The organism is Escherichia sp. GZ89, from assembly GCF_019366485.1.
Taxonomy (GTDB): Bacteria; Pseudomonadota; Gammaproteobacteria; order Enterobacterales; family Enterobacteriaceae; genus Escherichia; species Escherichia fergusonii.
Genome location: NZ_JAEOHX010000003.1, coordinates 305,411 through 320,711 on the forward strand (window position 1 = coordinate 305,411; position 15,301 = coordinate 320,711).

12 protein-coding genes and 1 tRNA gene are annotated in these 15,301 nt (G+C 50.1%); 7 read left to right on the plus strand and 6 right to left on the minus strand.

Annotated features, from left to right (window positions below; genetic code table 11):
• Nucleotides 1–81: 81 nt before the first annotated feature.
• The 5 genes from dppA to K0335_RS07825 all read right to left on the minus strand — a co-directional run bounded on the left by dppA (nt 82) and on the right by K0335_RS07825 (nt 6,725).
• Nucleotides 82–1,689 (minus strand): dipeptide ABC transporter substrate-binding protein DppA, encoded by a 1,608-nt coding sequence (gene dppA / locus K0335_RS07805; protein WP_032304013.1) that lies wholly within the window; start codon nt 1,687–1,689, stop codon nt 82–84.
• A gap of 700 nt (nt 1,690–2,389) precedes the next feature.
• A tRNA-Pro gene (locus tag K0335_RS07810) sits at nt 2,390–2,466 on the minus strand.
• A gap of 91 nt (nt 2,467–2,557) precedes the next feature.
• The gene (gene eptB, locus K0335_RS07815; protein ID WP_104920431.1) at nt 2,558–4,249 is read right to left on the minus strand and encodes a kdo(2)-lipid A phosphoethanolamine 7''-transferase; all 1,692 of its coding nucleotides are present in this window, start codon (nt 4,247–4,249) and stop codon (nt 2,558–2,560) included.
• A gap of 348 nt (nt 4,250–4,597) precedes the next feature.
• Nucleotides 4,598–5,800 carry an MFS transporter gene (locus K0335_RS07820; RefSeq protein WP_001098078.1) on the minus strand — a complete coding sequence of 401 codons (1,203 nt, stop codon included), beginning with the start codon at nt 5,798–5,800 and terminating at the stop codon, nt 4,598–4,600.
• Nucleotides 5,801–6,026: 226 nt separating this feature from the next.
• Nucleotides 6,027–6,725, minus strand: a complete 699-nt coding sequence (locus K0335_RS07825; protein ID WP_046082928.1) for an autotransporter outer membrane beta-barrel domain-containing protein — start codon at nt 6,723–6,725, stop codon at nt 6,027–6,029.
• Between the two features lie 156 nt (nt 6,726–6,881).
• On the opposite strand from K0335_RS07825, the gene tag reads away from it, so the two are divergent.
• A complete protein-coding gene (gene tag, locus K0335_RS07830; RefSeq protein ID WP_000438973.1) occupies nt 6,882–7,451 on the plus strand; it encodes a DNA-3-methyladenine glycosylase I in 570 nt (189 codons plus the stop codon).
• On the plus strand, nt 7,441–7,881 hold the full coding sequence (locus K0335_RS07835; protein WP_000617495.1) for an N-acetyltransferase: 441 nt from the start codon (nt 7,441–7,443) through the stop codon (nt 7,879–7,881). The genes tag and K0335_RS07835 overlap by 11 nt, the downstream gene beginning before the upstream one ends.
• On the opposite strand, the gene bisC is transcribed toward K0335_RS07835, so the two are convergent.
• Nucleotides 7,850–10,183 carry a biotin sulfoxide reductase gene (gene bisC / locus K0335_RS07840; RefSeq protein ID WP_104920430.1) on the minus strand — a complete coding sequence of 778 codons (2,334 nt, stop codon included), beginning with the start codon at nt 10,181–10,183 and terminating at the stop codon, nt 7,850–7,852. The genes K0335_RS07835 and bisC overlap by 32 nt on opposite strands.
• Before the next feature lie 152 nt (nt 10,184–10,335).
• On the opposite strand from bisC, the gene K0335_RS07845 reads away from it, so the two are divergent.
• The 5 genes from K0335_RS07845 (at nt 10,336) to K0335_RS07865 (ending at nt 15,284) form a co-directional block, all read left to right on the plus strand.
• Entirely contained in the window at nt 10,336–10,995 is a 660-nt protein-coding gene (locus K0335_RS07845; protein ID WP_000747615.1) for an OmpA family lipoprotein, read from the plus strand.
• 102 nt (nt 10,996–11,097) lie between these two features.
• A complete protein-coding gene (locus tag K0335_RS07850) occupies nt 11,098–12,117 on the plus strand; it encodes a LacI family DNA-binding transcriptional regulator (RefSeq protein ID WP_000729229.1) in 1,020 nt (339 codons plus the stop codon).
• Between the two features lie 99 nt (nt 12,118–12,216).
• Nucleotides 12,217–12,966: a sugar phosphate isomerase/epimerase gene (locus K0335_RS07855; protein ID WP_104920429.1), complete on the plus strand. Its 750-nt coding sequence runs from the start codon at nt 12,217–12,219 to the stop codon at nt 12,964–12,966.
• 4 nt (nt 12,967–12,970) lie between these two features.
• Nucleotides 12,971–13,909: a sugar kinase gene (locus K0335_RS07860; RefSeq protein WP_000682866.1), complete on the plus strand. Its 939-nt coding sequence runs from the start codon at nt 12,971–12,973 to the stop codon at nt 13,907–13,909.
• Between the two features lie 94 nt (nt 13,910–14,003).
• Nucleotides 14,004–15,284 carry an MFS transporter gene (locus tag K0335_RS07865; RefSeq protein ID WP_001089078.1) on the plus strand — a complete coding sequence of 427 codons (1,281 nt, stop codon included), beginning with the start codon at nt 14,004–14,006 and terminating at the stop codon, nt 15,282–15,284.
• Nucleotides 15,285–15,301: the final 17 nt, after the last annotated feature.

Below are 15,301 nucleotides of genomic sequence, written 5' to 3' on the forward strand. Positions count from 1 at the left end.
CCCTTATAGGACAAGGAATTAAGTATTGCTGCCGGATGGCGCTGCACTTAAAGGCACAGCACCACCGGGTATGGCTTTTAATTATTCGATAGAGACGTTTTCGAAGTGATGTTTGCCTAATGGATCAACCACATAGCCTTTAACTTCTTTGCGTACCGGTTCAAACACGGTGGAGTGAGCGATGATCAGTGCCGGAGCCTGATCGTGCATCACGACCTGTGCTTGTTTGTACAGTTCAACACGCTTGTTGTGGTCGTCGGTAGCACGCGCCGGTTGAATCAGATCTTCAAACGGTTTGTAACACCATTTTGAGTAGTTGGAGCCTTGTTCAGAGGCAGCGCAGCTAAACAGGGTAGCGAAGAAGTTATCCGGATCCCCGTTATCGCCAGTCCAGCCCATCATTACCGTCTGGTGCTCGCCATCTTTCGCACGCTTGAGGTACTCACCCCATTCATACGTAACGATTTTGGCCTGTACGCCCACTTTCGCCCAGTCAGCCTGGATCATCTCCGCCATGCGGCGAGCGTTCGGGTTATACGGACGCTGTACCGGCATCGCCCACAGGTCGATGGAGAAGCCTTTTTCCAGGCCCGCTTCTTTCAGCAAGGCTTTCGCTTTTTCAGGATCGTAGGTGTAGTCCTGAACGTCGTCGTTATAGCCCCACATGGTTGGTGGGATCAGGTTTTTCGCTGCTACGCCCGCGCCCTGATAAACTGCTTTGATGATGGCGTCTTTGTTCACCGCGTAGGTCAGAGCCTGGCGAACTTTCACGTCATCGAGTGGTTTTTTCTGCACGTTATATGAAAGATAGCCGACGTTAAGCCCCGGCATTTCCATCAGGTTGATGGATTTATCCTGCTTCATGCGAGCGATGTCTGCCGGGTTCGGGTACGGCATCACCTGGCATTCATTTTTCTGCAATTTAGCGTAACGCACGGAAGCATCAGGGGTAATAGAGAAGACCAGCGTATCGATCTGTGGTTTGGTGCCCCAGTAGCCATCAAACGCTTTGTAGCGAATACGGGAATCTTTTTGATACTGCTGTAACTGGAACGGACCGGTTCCGATTGGATTGAGGTCCAGTTTTTCCGGCGTACCGGCTTTCATCATCGCGTCAGCATATTCTTTTGACAGAATAGAGGCGAAGTCCATTGCCAGGTCAGCAAGGAACGGCGCTTCCGGGCGAGTCAGCACGAACTGAACGGTGTTGTCGTCCACCTTTTTCACTTCGCTAATCAGCTCCGGCAAGCCCATACCTTCGAAGTATTCGTAGCTGCCGCCAGAAACTTTATGGTACGGGTTTTGTGCGTTTTTCTGACGATCGAACGAGAACACCACGTCATCGGCATTCAGTTCGCGCGTCGGTTTGAATTCTTTGTTGTTATGCCACTTCACACCTTTACGCAGATGGAAGGTATAGGTTTTACCGTCTTCGCTGACTTCCCACTTTTCAGCGAGGCCCGGAATCACTTCAGTGGTGCCGATTTTAAATTCAACCAGGCGGTTATAAAGCGGTACGGAAGAGGCGTCATAGGTGGTGCCGGAGGTAAACAGCTGCGGGTTAAACCCTTCCGGAGATCCTTCTGAGCAATAAACCAGAGTTTTAGCCTGAACACTTGCTGCGACAGTCATAGCCACCAGGCTGAGACCAAGCTTCAGCATCCCTGACTTTTTCAAGGAAATACGCATTATTCTGCTCCAATTGTGATGTTTTTTGTTTTAACCCTTTGCAGTGGGTTGTCGCTGCCTGACCTTTTTTGTTTTTTACCCGGTCGGGTCAACGTTATGAGGTGGGGATGCCGTACTAATTAACATCAGTGTAACAGTGCGGATCCTCCATAAAATGCCCCTCGTGACCTACAATCTGTCAACAGAATGTGAAAACGTCAATACAGCCAACCGGGATTTACACCAACGGTGAGAATCCACAAACAAAGATTAAAAAAACTTCAAACAACTATTTGCAGCAGAGAAATTTGTGCTACTCCAACATAACCAGAACAATCAGCTTAATATTTAGCAACATTTGGTGATTAAGTTTTATGCATTTAATGAAAAAAATCTGAGGAAAAGGTGGATATCTGAGCGATTAATACCATGAACGCTAAAACGCACAGGGGAAAATGCCAGCGCCAGCCATAAGTAACGCAAAAAAAGATTTAAGCAAATATAAAAAAAGACAATGGTTTCTGTCACAAATCCGTTAATGGATAGTGAGATGTGGGGCGCAAATTTGGCAGGGAAATGGAGGTAGGTCAGATAAAATATTCACGCCGCATCCGACAATAAGTGCGATGGCGTTACCTGATGTGACGCTGCGGCGTCTTATCAGGCCTGGACGGGTCAACAGATGCAAAAAAGCCTGCTCACTGAGCAGGCTTTTCGAATTTGGTCGGTGATAGAGGATTCGAACCTCCGACCCCTTCGTCCCGAACGAAGTGCGCTACCAGGCTGCGCCAATCACCGAATGCGGGGCGCATCTTACTGCGCAGATACGCCCTCGTCAATCCCTTAATAGCAAAATGCCTTTTGATCGGCGAGAAACTCAGCAGTGCATTTAGTTAGCTTCTGCTTTCTTCGCCTGAGGGATTCGACACCAGTTGTTGTTTTCGTTGATACCACCGTCCGGTGAAGTATAACCAAGGCAACCTAAAATGGTGTCGTACAGTTCCACATGACGGCGTGGCACTTTGATATCCGCCTCTTTTTTCAGTTGCGCAAATGCCTGCGCGTTGGCCGGATTCTCCAGATATTTATCCGACATCCAGACCATCATCGGTACGCGGAACTGCTCCGGTGGCGCATATTCACGTGGTGTACCATGCAAGTGCTCACGCTCGTTAATTGACTCACCGTGGTCCGCTGCATAGAAAATAATGGCCTTCTTATCGCGGAATTTGTCGATCACTGTATCGATAAAATGATCAACGTAGGTGATCGAGTTATCGTATGAGTTAATCATCGGCGCTCGTGGGCATTTGCGATCAATTGCATAGCACTCTGGCTGCCACTGGGCAAACTCACGCGGATAACGCTGCGTATAGTTGTAGTGCGACCCTTTGGTATGTAAGACAATCAGATGCTTACCTTCTGGCTTTTTCTCCAGAGAACGCTCGATTTCATTGACCAGCAACATGTCGTCCACCGCTTTCCCACGGTTACGTGGCTCAGCAGCGATTTGCTCACGATAGGCAATGTTGTCAGCCATGGTGTTGCTGTAGAACCACATCTCACTCTGCATGGCGTACAAATCAGAGCTAAAGCCCAACTGTTTGAGAACCGCAAATACGTTCTGCTCTTTAAGCGTACGTTGTGGGTTATCTTCCGTTCCACCTTCACGCACAAACATACAGCGTAGTGATAATTTAGTCGCAGTATCGCAAGAATAACCACGGTACATCACCAGGTTCTTCTCTTTCGCCAGCTTCGGCGTGGTATCACGCTCGTAGCCCAGCATCCCCATATGATCCCAACGCGTGGTTTCACCAATAATGAAAACCACATAGGTATCGTCGAGATTTTGCGTCGGGGTATAGGTGAATTTTTTTGCCGGATTCATCAGCGACCGATTGTCTGACGACTCATCCACTTGCGCCCAGGCATACAGCCCCAACGCAGAAAGCCAGTTCGAAGGCAAATAAGAGTTCGCCAGCACGCCGCCGTAGCTTGGCATATCCACTCCGGCCAAACGGTCTGCACGCTTTTGCACTACATCCATCAGACGGATTGGCCCCCATACCAATAAGCCCGCCAAAAGCACGGTAAGCGCACTACGCCAGCGAGTTTTCGGGGTACAAAGCTGACGCAAGAAGGTGTCTTGTGAGCGGTTCATCCAGATAAATAGCAACGGGATAATACTCACCAGTACAACCCATGCGATAAGCGTCCAGCCAACCACTTCTTTCGACAGGTCAATGTCGGTGGTCATCACCGAAGCAACAATCCCGTAGCCAATCATGACGTTCATAAATGTCATGTAGTAGCTGGCCCCGGCAGAAATCAGCACCAGTAATGAAGCCAGCACTTTCCAGGCCGTTCTGCCGAAGAGCGAAATTAAGCGTAAAAAGAAGAAGGTTGCCAGAACCGTCCCTGCCAGTTCGATAACCGCCGAGACGCCATTAAGAAAAGTGAAGTTATGCGCGTAACCGTCAAACCGACGGAAATAGACTGCGCAATTCATAAACAGACCGATATAGACAGCGAGCAAAAAGCTTAGCTTTTGCTGCGTTATCGTTTTGATATATCTCATGCAAACAAACCCTGGAAAAACAGGTGAAAAATCCCTGCGTGATGATCTATGTGACCTGGCAGGTGAAATACGCGGAGGTTGCCGATAGTAATGAAATCCACAGCGCAGGCTAGTAGACCACAGGTTAAAGAAAAAGTGTCTGGAAAGCGTGTGTCTGAAGCACAAATTTACAAAAGCGCAAGTATGAATTGAGACTTATGGTTTAGTGAGGCCGTTAAAAATGTGGGGGTCACCTGACTTGCAATTGATGGTAAATATTCAAGTGATCCCATGACGTTTAAACACGAGTAGTTTTAGTTAACAGGGGGAATTTTACGTCCCCCCTTATTCTATTGGTGAAAAATCGTTTTAAATATGTATCTCACGCAACACTTTCTGCTCAGGCTGACGAATGGTTGTTGAAAGCGCCAGAGAGAGAATCAGCAAGGCAAAAATAACGCAGAAAGTCACATAAAATCCGCCAAACAGAGAGGCGATAATCGAACCGCAAATGCTGCCAATACCAAAGCCGAGGTAAATCACGCCGTAGTTTTTTGCCAGGTTATTGAGGCCGAAGAACTCACTGACCAGTGACGGGAACACTGTGATGGTGCCGCCAAAGTTAAACGCCACGCAGGCAATCGCGGCAAAGAATGTCACTGCATTCAATGGTGCAAATAACAGTGCCGCCATACCCACTAACGAAATCACCTGACCAATGGTGATGACACGAATACGCGAGATTTTGTCAGACAGAATACCCAGCACCAGACGACCGCTAAGGTTGGCGATGGAAATAACCGTTACTGCGTTGGCCGCGGAAATTGCATCAAGATGCGCCAGACTTTGAGCGATATCTTTCGCCACACCAATCACATACAGGCCGCTCATGCAGGCAGTCAGGAACATAACCGCTAACATCCAGTACTGCGGTTTACGCATGGATTGCGCCAGCGTGTAATCCTTCTCCACCACACCATTGCTGGTTTTTACTTCCTGCTTCGGTGCATCTTTCATTAACGTTGCGCCAAAGACAATCATCACCAGCGCAATCGCCCCCCAAATCACAAAGGTTTTTTCCAGGCCGACCGTTTCCAGCAACTGCGTGTCGATAAATTTGAACCCCAGGCTGCCCAGACCATAAGAACCAATGGCGAATGCGGAGATGAGACCTTTACGCTCCGGGAACCATTTCACACAGTTAGAAAGCGTCAGCAGATAACCTGCGCCATCTGCCAGTCCCACCAGCACACCCGCACTTAGCCACAGCATCATCAGATTATTTGAGTGCGCGGTAAGGAAGAAGCCAAGCCCCAAAAGAATACCTGAGGCCATAGTGACGCGCTTAACGCCAAAACGCTCCTGTAATTTACCCGCCACAGAAGACGAGATAGCCAGCCCCAGGCTTAGTAAACCAAAAGAGAAAGCCACCTGACTAACTGGCTCATTCAGTTTGGCGGAGAGCGCGCCATTAAACAGGCTCCAGGTGTAAACCGAACCCAGTGCAAACTGGGTAATGATGGTGCCGATTAGTGTCAGCCAGCGAGTACGCTGATAGTTTGAAGTGTTCATGGCAGTCTTCCTGCAGTGATAAATGGAAATTCTCTGCCAGTCACAATAACGAAGCGCATTTCGCGCAGGGAGAAAACGGCATGAACTGCCGTCAGGATGGAATGAAATGCCTAATTTCAGGAATGAGTGACACGCAAAATATTCACATGACAAATACTAAATGTAAGTTAGCGCCTACTATCGCCACAAGTATTGTTATTGAACAAGATCATTAGTAAACATATTGTTAAAATTTGGCACTCACTCCCATGGTATAAAGATAGTCACTATTGTTAGTGCTGTTTTCTGCCTGAGACAAAGCCGCATACGCCGCAATATTGGTATTAAGCAGCATATCTGCTCCCACCGTGACATCCAGCCAATTGCCGTTTTGATTAGTGGCAATTATCCGGTTTAATCCCGATTGTGCCTTCCAGAGATTATCGCCAAATTGTTGGTTGTAACTGATCTGCGCCCAGGGCCGCAAATCACCATATTGCGAATTAACCCGCCAGCCTAAGGTGCTGACACTCGCGTGCCATAGCGGATCAGTTTGCACGATAGCGCTGTCGCCAAATTCGTTATAAACCGCTGCGGAAGTACCATCATAATGCAAAGCCGCAACCGGCCCGGTGGTCACCTGACCATACAAAGGAAAGTTCCAGCCAAGCGTTACACCGTGAGTGTCATCAAGGGGAGAATCTTCCGCCAGACTAACCGACAAACCAGGTACATTTTGGCTATGATGGATGCGCTGGGCCAATATTTCGTCGTAATCAGGTTGGTGGTCGCTATCCCATGTATAACGTTCAGAGTTATGCCCTGGCTGCGCATCAACGATATATTCTTGTTGCCAGGCATGAGCTGTGGTGCAAAAAAACGGGCAGATCATCACGCTCGCCATGACGCGTAGCGCCCGGCGACCACTGCATATTTTTATAATCATCAACACGACTCCAGAGAAGAGCCGAATTCGGCATTATTATTGTCATTGTGTGATGGAGATCGGGCTGTTAGCCCTGTATTAAATATTGCCTTTTTAGCTGGCGCGTCAAGGCAAGCAGAACAAAATTTATACAAAACAACAAATACGAGGGAAAGTATGGAACGTTGTGGTTGGGTTACTCAGGATCCGCTCTACATCGCCTACCATGATCAGGAGTGGGGCGTACCGGAAACTGACGGTAAAAAATTATTTGAAATGATCTGCCTTGAAGGGCAACAGGCGGGATTATCCTGGATTACCGTGCTTAAAAAACGCGAAAATTATCGAGCCTGTTTTCATCAGTTCGATCCCGTTCGGGTTGCAGCAATGCAAGAAGAAGATGTCGAACGCCTGGTTCAGAACGCCGGAATTATCCGTCATCGCGGGAAAATCCAGGCAATTATTGGCAATGCGCGGGCATATCTGCAGATGGAGCAAAACGGTGAGCCGTTTGCGGATTTCGTCTGGTCGTTTGTGAATCATCAACCGCAGATTCGTAACGCCAAAACTCTCAGCGAAATTCCCACTTCAACACCGGCTTCCGACGCGCTATCGAAAGCGCTGAAAAAACGTGGATTTAAGTTTGTCGGCACTACCATTTGCTACTCATTTATGCAGGCCTGTGGGTTGGTCAATGACCACGTTACAAGCTGTTTTTGCCATCCGGGAGGCCAAAATGATTCGTGAAGCGCAAAGTTCCGATCTGCCTGCCATTTTAGATCTGTGGATTGAAAGCACGACCTGGGGGCATCCTTTTATTGATGAACAATACTGGCATGACAGCCTGCAAGTGGTGCGGGATGTTTACCTTGCCAACGCAATAACTTCGATGTGGGAAGAGAAAGGCGAATTTCTGGGCTTTGTCAGCATCATAGAAGATCGCTTTTTAGCCGCGATGTTTGTCGCGCCGAAGGCTGCACGGCGCGGTATTGGCAGAGCGCTAATGCAACATGTGCAACAGCGTTATCCATTTCTGATGCTGGAGGTTTACCAGGAAAACCTGCAAGCACTGCGTTTCTACATGGCGCAGGGTTTCCGTGTTATTGACAGTGCATGGCAAGAACAAACCCAGCACCCAACCTGGATTATGAGCTGGCAGGTGGATCAAACGCCGTAAGTGGCAGTTCAGGACCGTTGTATTTTTCCAGCCACGCCAAAGCCGTGTTGCCTGCACAACCATTCCCCAGCCGCGAGCTGGGGAGGTCTTTAGTCAATACATTCACTGCGCCGTTTTTACAAATGCCGTCAGCGGTTAAATCCAGATCCGGCCATGCCCCTTCGTGAATGCAAATCACGCCAGGTTTAATTCCCTCGCTAATGACCGCTCCGGCAAGGATCTGCCCACGGGAGTTCCACACCCGCACTATATCCCCCTCTTTTATGCCGCGCGCCAGAGCATCTTCAGGATGTATGGTAATGGGTTCGCGGTTTGCCACCGCGTATAATTCGCGCAGAGAGCTGTAATTCAACTGACTGTGCAGGCGGTGCGCCGGATGGGCAGAAAGTACCTGCAACTGTTCTGGTTCGGCATTGCCCTGCCACTCATCCGGCTCCAGCCACATCGGATGCCCCGGGCAATCCGGATAAGCGTAATCGGCAATACGCTGCGAGAAGATTTCAATCTTACCGCTGACGGTTTTTAATGGATGTGCCTGCGGATCGCGGCGAAAATCAGCGAAGCGAATAAACCGCTCACCGTCCGGGTGTTCCGGCATCTCAATTAACTGGTTGGCTTTCCAGAACTCAGCAAATGGCGGCAATTCAACCTGCTGGCTTGCCCCACGTTGCCGGGCGACGTTATAAAACGTTTCCAGCCATTGCAGCTCACTTTTCCCTTCCGTAAACCGCGCAAAGCCGCCCTTCTCCCAGCGTTCACTCAACCCGGCAAAAACATCAAAATCATTACGCGCTTCATCACGTGGTGGCACCACTTGCTTCATCGGCACCAGATGCTGATTACTGTAATCGCCGGTCATGGTGAGATCATTACGCTCAAACGAAGTGGTCGCAGGCAGAACGATATCGGCGTGTTTCGCCGCTGCCGTCCAGAAGCACTCGGAGATCACCACCAGCTCCGGTTTTTGCCAGGCACGGATCAGGCGATTGGTATCCTGATGATGAGTAAAGTTGGCGCCGCCCGCCCACCAGATAAAACGAATATCCGGGAAGTGGCGGTTCATGCCGTTATGTTGATACGCGCCGCCAGGGTTTTCCAGTGCTTCAACAATACGGGCTACGGGGATTTTATCTACCGCATCGGTGCCACCTGGCAAGCTGCCCTGCATAGATGAAAGCACCGCAGCGCGGCGCGTGGGGTTACCACCATTGGCAAAATGGTAAGAAAGACCAAAGCCGCCGCCAGGCGTACCTATTTGACCTAACATTGCCGCCAGCGTGACGATCATCCAGTGTTTTTGCTCACCAAACTGTTGGCGCTGCATTCCCCAGCCAGCCATCAGCATGGTGGTATTTTGCTGGAAAATAGCCGCTAGTTCGCGGATTTTCTCTGCGTTAACCCCACAAATCTCTGCCGCCCATTCGGCAGTTTTCGCTATTCCGTCACTCTCGCCCAGCAGATAAGAGGAGAAGACGTCATAACCTGTGGTGCAACGCGCCAGAAACGCTTCGTCGTGCCAGCCATTTTCCACCAGCGCATGGGCGATCCCCAGCATCAGAGCAACATCGGTGCCCATATGCGGTGCTACCCACTCCATTTTATCGCCAAAGAAATCGACGGTTTCCGATCGCATTGGATCAATGCAGATCAGCTTTTTCCCGCTGTCACGCAGTGCGGAAAAGTAAGAAAGCCCCTGCTCATCGGATGCATTCCACGCAATTTTCAGCGTATTGAGAGGGTTAGCACTCCACAACACCACGACATCGCTATGTTCCAGCACCAGCGGCCAACTGGTCTGCTGTTGATAAACTTCGCTGCCCCCCACGACATACGGCATGATCGCCTGTGCCGCGCCGGTCGAATAATCCCCCAGATGCCCGGTATATCCACCCGCCAGCGCCATATAGCGTTGTAATAATGTCGAGGCCTTATGCAGCACGCCGTTTGAACGCCAGCCGTAGGAACCCGCAAAAATCGACGCCGGACCATAAGCCTCACGAATGCGTTTATGTTGTTGGTGAATAAGATCCAGCGCCTCATCCCAACTCACGCGAACAAATTCATCCTGCCCACGAATGCCTTGCGGGTTTTCCGGTGACGCAAGAAAGCCTTTGCGCACCATGGGAAATCGTACCCGCGTATTGCTGTGAACCTGGTCGCGAACCGCGCTCTGCAAGGAGTTATCCATTCCTCTGGATAACGCGCCACGCGAGCTAAACACGGTTTCGCCGTCAGTTTCAACCAGCATGGGCCCCCAGTGGGCGGCAGTCAGAACGGAATATCGTGAGGATGAGTTGGCCAAACCAAAGGCTCCTGAAAGGTTAGATGTATTGAGCAGTTAAATATTACTTACAAATTTCCGAGTAATCCCAGGAAAAATCTTCATGTTCACACGGCATAATCTCCCGCCACGGCAACCGTGGCAAAGAATAAAAAGGTTATTAAGGATTAACGATGAAGAAACGTGTTTATCTTATTGCCGCCATTGTGAGCGGTGCTCTGGCAGTATCTGGTTGTACAACTAACCCCTACACTGGCGAGCGCGAAGCGGGTAACTCTGCCATCGGTGCGGGTCTGGGTTCACTTGTTGGTGCAGGCATTGGCGCGCTCTCTTCTTCGAAAAAAGATCGCGGTAAAGGCGCACTGATTGGCGCAGCCGCTGGCGCTGCTCTGGGCGGCGGCGTTGGTTATTACATGGATGTGCAGGAAGCGAAACTGCGCGACAAAATGCGCGGTACTGGTGTAAGCGTAACCCGCAGTGGGGATAACATTATCCTCAACATGCCAAATAACGTCACTTTCGACAGCAACAGCGCCACTCTAAAACCGGCAGGTGCGAACACGCTGACCGGCGTTGCAATGGTACTGAAAGAGTACCCGAAAACCGCTGTAAACGTACTTGGCTACACTGACAGCACTGGTGGATACGACCTGAATATGCGTCTGTCTCAGCAACGTGCAGACTCCGTTGCCAGCGCATTGATCACTCAGGGCGTGGCAGCTAACCGTATCAACACGCGTGGTATGGGTCCGGCTAACCCAATCGCCAGCAACAGCACCGCAGAAGGTAAAGCACAAAACCGTCGCGTAGAAATTACCTTAAGCCCGCTGTAATTCCCCAATGTCGGATGGCGGTTTCGTCATCCGACATTTATCATCTTGCCAGCGCTAATTTTCGCGTTAAGGTGTTCTCACTTTCAGGCAAGGAATCCCCCTATGGCAGCAAAATCAACGCGCCCCACCATTAGCGATGTCGCAAAAGCCGCAAAAACCGGCAAAACCAGCATCTCTCGTTACCTCAACGGCGAAAAACATCTGCTTTCCGAAGCATTGCTGGCGCGGATTGAAAAAGCGATTGCCGATCTTGATTATCGCCCCAGCCTTATGGCCCGAAGCCTGAAACGTGGCCGTACCCGGCTGATTGGCCTGATTATCGCCGATATTACTAACCCCTACTCGGTAAATGTGTTAAGTGGCATTGAGGCGGCTTGTCGCGATAAAGGATTCACTCCCCTGGTGTGTAATACCAACAATGAAGTGAATCAGGAACAACACTATCTCGATTTGCTACGCAGCTACCAGGTGGAAGGTATTGTGGTCAATGCCGTAGGAATGCGTGAAGAAGGGCTAAATCGTTTGCAACAGTCGGCACTGCCAATGGTGCTTATTGATCGCAAGATCCCCGATTTTGCCTGTGATGTTGTTGGACTGGACAACACGCAAGCTGCAACTACCGCTACCGAGCATTTAATTGAGCAAGGGTTTGAAGCCATACTCTTTCTCAGCGAACCGCTGGGAATGGTAAACACGCGACGTGAAAGGCTAAATGCTTTTCACGCTACTCTGGCACGTTATCCGGGTGTTGTAGCGCAGAATGCAGAAGTTCCACTGGCTGAGAATACACTTCTGGAAAACACGCTTCGCCAGTTCCACCAGCAACATCGGGGAATGCGCAAAGCCGTGATGTCGGCAAACGGCGCACTAACGCTACAGGTAGCACGCGCGCTCAAACGTATTGGCCTGAACTGGGGCAGTGATATCGGCCTGCTTGGTTTTGATGAGCTGGAATGGGCCGAACTGGCAGGCGTGGGGATTACCACGCTCAAACAACCGACCTGGCAAATTGGTTATGCGGCTGTGGAACAGGTGGTACGCCGTATTGAAGGCGTTACAGAGCCTATTCGTGAGCACGTTTTCTCCGGCGAGTTGATTGTTCGCGGATCAACGGCACGTTAAATTCCTTCGTGATAGCGATCATAATTTCAACACAGCGCCCTTTTCTTTGGAACCGGTTCCAACTAGCGTTATATCAATCGCGCTAGCCAGGGAGTTCCCATGCAGAGAAAAATTTTCGTGGTCACCGCCGCTTACGGTTATGAGCACATTCAGGCAGCAGGCGGGCAGAAAGCACTTCTGCCGGTTATTGCAAAATCCGGTGCCGATGGCGTTGAAATTCGTCGAGAACTGTTTACTTCTACGGATTTACTGGCACTAGCGGAACTGGGCCTCGCCATTGAACATGCCGGACTTCAGGCCTGTTATTCCGCTCCCGAACCGTTATTTATAGAAAATGGCGATCTTAACCCGCAACTTCCTCAGTTGCTTCAGGAAGCGAAGGATCTGAAATCTCTGTGGCTGAAAGTCTCTTTAGGTCATTTTGGTCACCCTGATCAACTCAATACTCTACGCGACTGGCTTGCCAGCAGTGGTATGGCGTTAGTGGTTGAAAATGATCAAACCCCCTGCGGACGCTTGCAGCCAATGCTGCGTTTTAAGGAGATTTGTCAGCAATTTGAGCTGCCAGTCAAACTGACCTTTGATATGGGCAACTGGCTGTGGGTGGGGGATTCACCAGAAGAAGCGGCGTATCAGTTAGCCCATTCTGTGGGCTATATCCATGTTAAAGCGGTTCTTCCTCACAAAGAGAGTTTTCGTGCCGTCCCCCCGGACAACGCTGACAGTGGCTGGCTGAAACTACTCACGATGCTTCCTGCCGATGTGCCACGTGGCATCGAATTTCCCCTGGAAGGGGCTGATTTGGCGGCCGTAACTCGCCGTTATGTCGATTTATTACGTAAGGAGTGAAGAGATGAAACACTCGCTGGATGTCATCACTATCGGTGAAGCAATGGCAATGTTTGTGGCTACGCAAACAGGCGATTTAGCGGAAGTAGAAAATTTTATCACGCGCGTGGCAGGTGCCGAGCTAAATGTGGCAACAGGCCTGGCACGTCTGGGTTTAAAGGTCGCATGGGTAAGTCGCGTCGGAAATGACAGCTTCGGTCGTATGGTTCTCAATACGTTGCAAAAAGAGGGGATTGATGCCCGTGGCGTCAGTTGCGATAGCGACCACGCAACCGGCTTTCAGCTTAAATCTAAGACTGAAAATGGAACCGATCCCATTGTGGAATATTTCCGTAAAGGCTCCGCCGCCAGTTATCTCTCATTGGACGACTATGACGAGAGCTGGTTTGCCAGTGCACGTCATTTACACCTGAGCGGCGTTGCAGCGGCACTTTCTGCAAGCTCTTATGACTTACTTAATCACGCAGCTCATACGATGAAATCTCTGGGTAAGACTATTTCGTTCGATCCCAATTTGCGTCCGGTGCTGTGGAAGAGTGAAGCCGAGATGATTGAAAAACTAAACCACCTCGCTTTTCAGGCTGACTGGGTACTTCCGGGGTTGAAAGAAGGCATGATCTTAACCGGACAACAGACACCGGAAGGTATTGCCGATTTCTATCTTCAACATGGCGTCAAAGCGGTTGTACTGAAAACGGGTGCTGATGGCGCCTGGTATAAAACAGCCGATGGCGAGAAGGGCAGTGTTGCCCCGGTTAAAGTCGAAAACGTGGTCGATACCGTTGGGGCCGGAGATGGCTTCGCATGTGGTGTTATCAGTGCACTATTAGAAGGTCGCACACTACATCAGGCGGTCACTCGGGGGAATAAAATTGGCGCACTGGCGATTCAGGTACAGGGCGACAGTGAAGGGCTTCCGACACGTGAACAACTGGGAGAGTAACTCCCCTATAAAAATGAGTAACAAAACAATCTGATACGTACTCCTCTGTCCCTACCTACAGAGGCGCTCTAACCTGAAGCATAGAGGCAGGCCTATGAACAGCTCAACAAACGCAGCAAAACGTTGGTGGTACATCATGCCTATCGTGTTTATCACGTATAGCCTGGCGTACCTTGATCGTGCGAACTTTAGTTTCGCATCCGCCGCTGGCATCAACGAAGACCTCGGTATTACTAAAGGGATTTCGTCGCTGCTGGGGGCCCTTTTCTTCCTCGGTTACTTCTTTTTCCAGATCCCTGGAGCGGTATATGCAGAACGGCGTAGTGTCCGCAAACTGATTTTCGTCTGTCTAATCTTATGGGGCGGTTGTGCCTCGCTGACAGGGATGGTCAGCAACATTCCGGCACTGGCAGCAATTCGCTTTATTCTCGGGGTGGTAGAAGCTGCGGTCATGCCTGCGATGCTGATTTATATCAGTAACTGGTTTACCAAATCTGAACGCTCACGTGCCAATACCTTTCTGATCCTTGGAAATCCGGTAACAGTGCTGTGGATGTCGGTTGTCTCTGGCTACCTGATTCAGGCGTTTGGCTGGCGCGAAATGTTTATCATCGAAGGTGTGCCGGCCATCATCTGGGCCTTTTGTTGGTGGGTGCTGGTAAAAGATAAACCTGCGCAGGCAGGCTGGCTTTCTGAATCAGAGAAAGCGGCGTTACAGGCACAGTTAGAGCAGGAACAACAAGGTATCAAAGCCGTTCGTAACTATGGTGAAGCCTTCCGCTCCCGTAACGTCATCTTACTGTGTATGCAGTATTTTACCTGGAGCATCGGGGTATATGGGTTTGTGCTCTGGTTACCATCAATTATCCGTAGCGGTGGTGAAAACCTGGGTATGGTTGAAGTCGGCTGGCTCTCTTCTGTCCCCTATCTGGCAGCGACAGCGGCAATGATTATTGTCTCCTGGGCATCGGACAAATTGCAAAATCGTAAGCTCTTTGTCTGGCCTTCACTGCTGATTGCCGCGATTGCCTTTATCGGCTCCTGGGCCGTGGGTGCTAACAATTTCTGGCTTTCTTATACCTTACTGGTGATCGCAGGCGCTGCAATGTATGCCCCGTATGGTCCGTTCTTTGCCATTATTCCAGAAATGCTGCCACGTAATGTTGCCGGTGGCGCAATGGCATTGATCAACAGTATGGGAGCGCTGGGCTCGTTCCTCGGCTCATGGTTTGTTGGTTATCTCAATGGGGTAACCGGTAGCCCATCAGCATCATTCATTTTCATGGGGGTAGCGCTTTTCGTTTCTGTATGGCTAACATTGATTGTTAAACCAGCAGCCAATCAACCGCTACCCGTTGGCGCGCGCCACGCTTAAATATTAATCACGGAGAT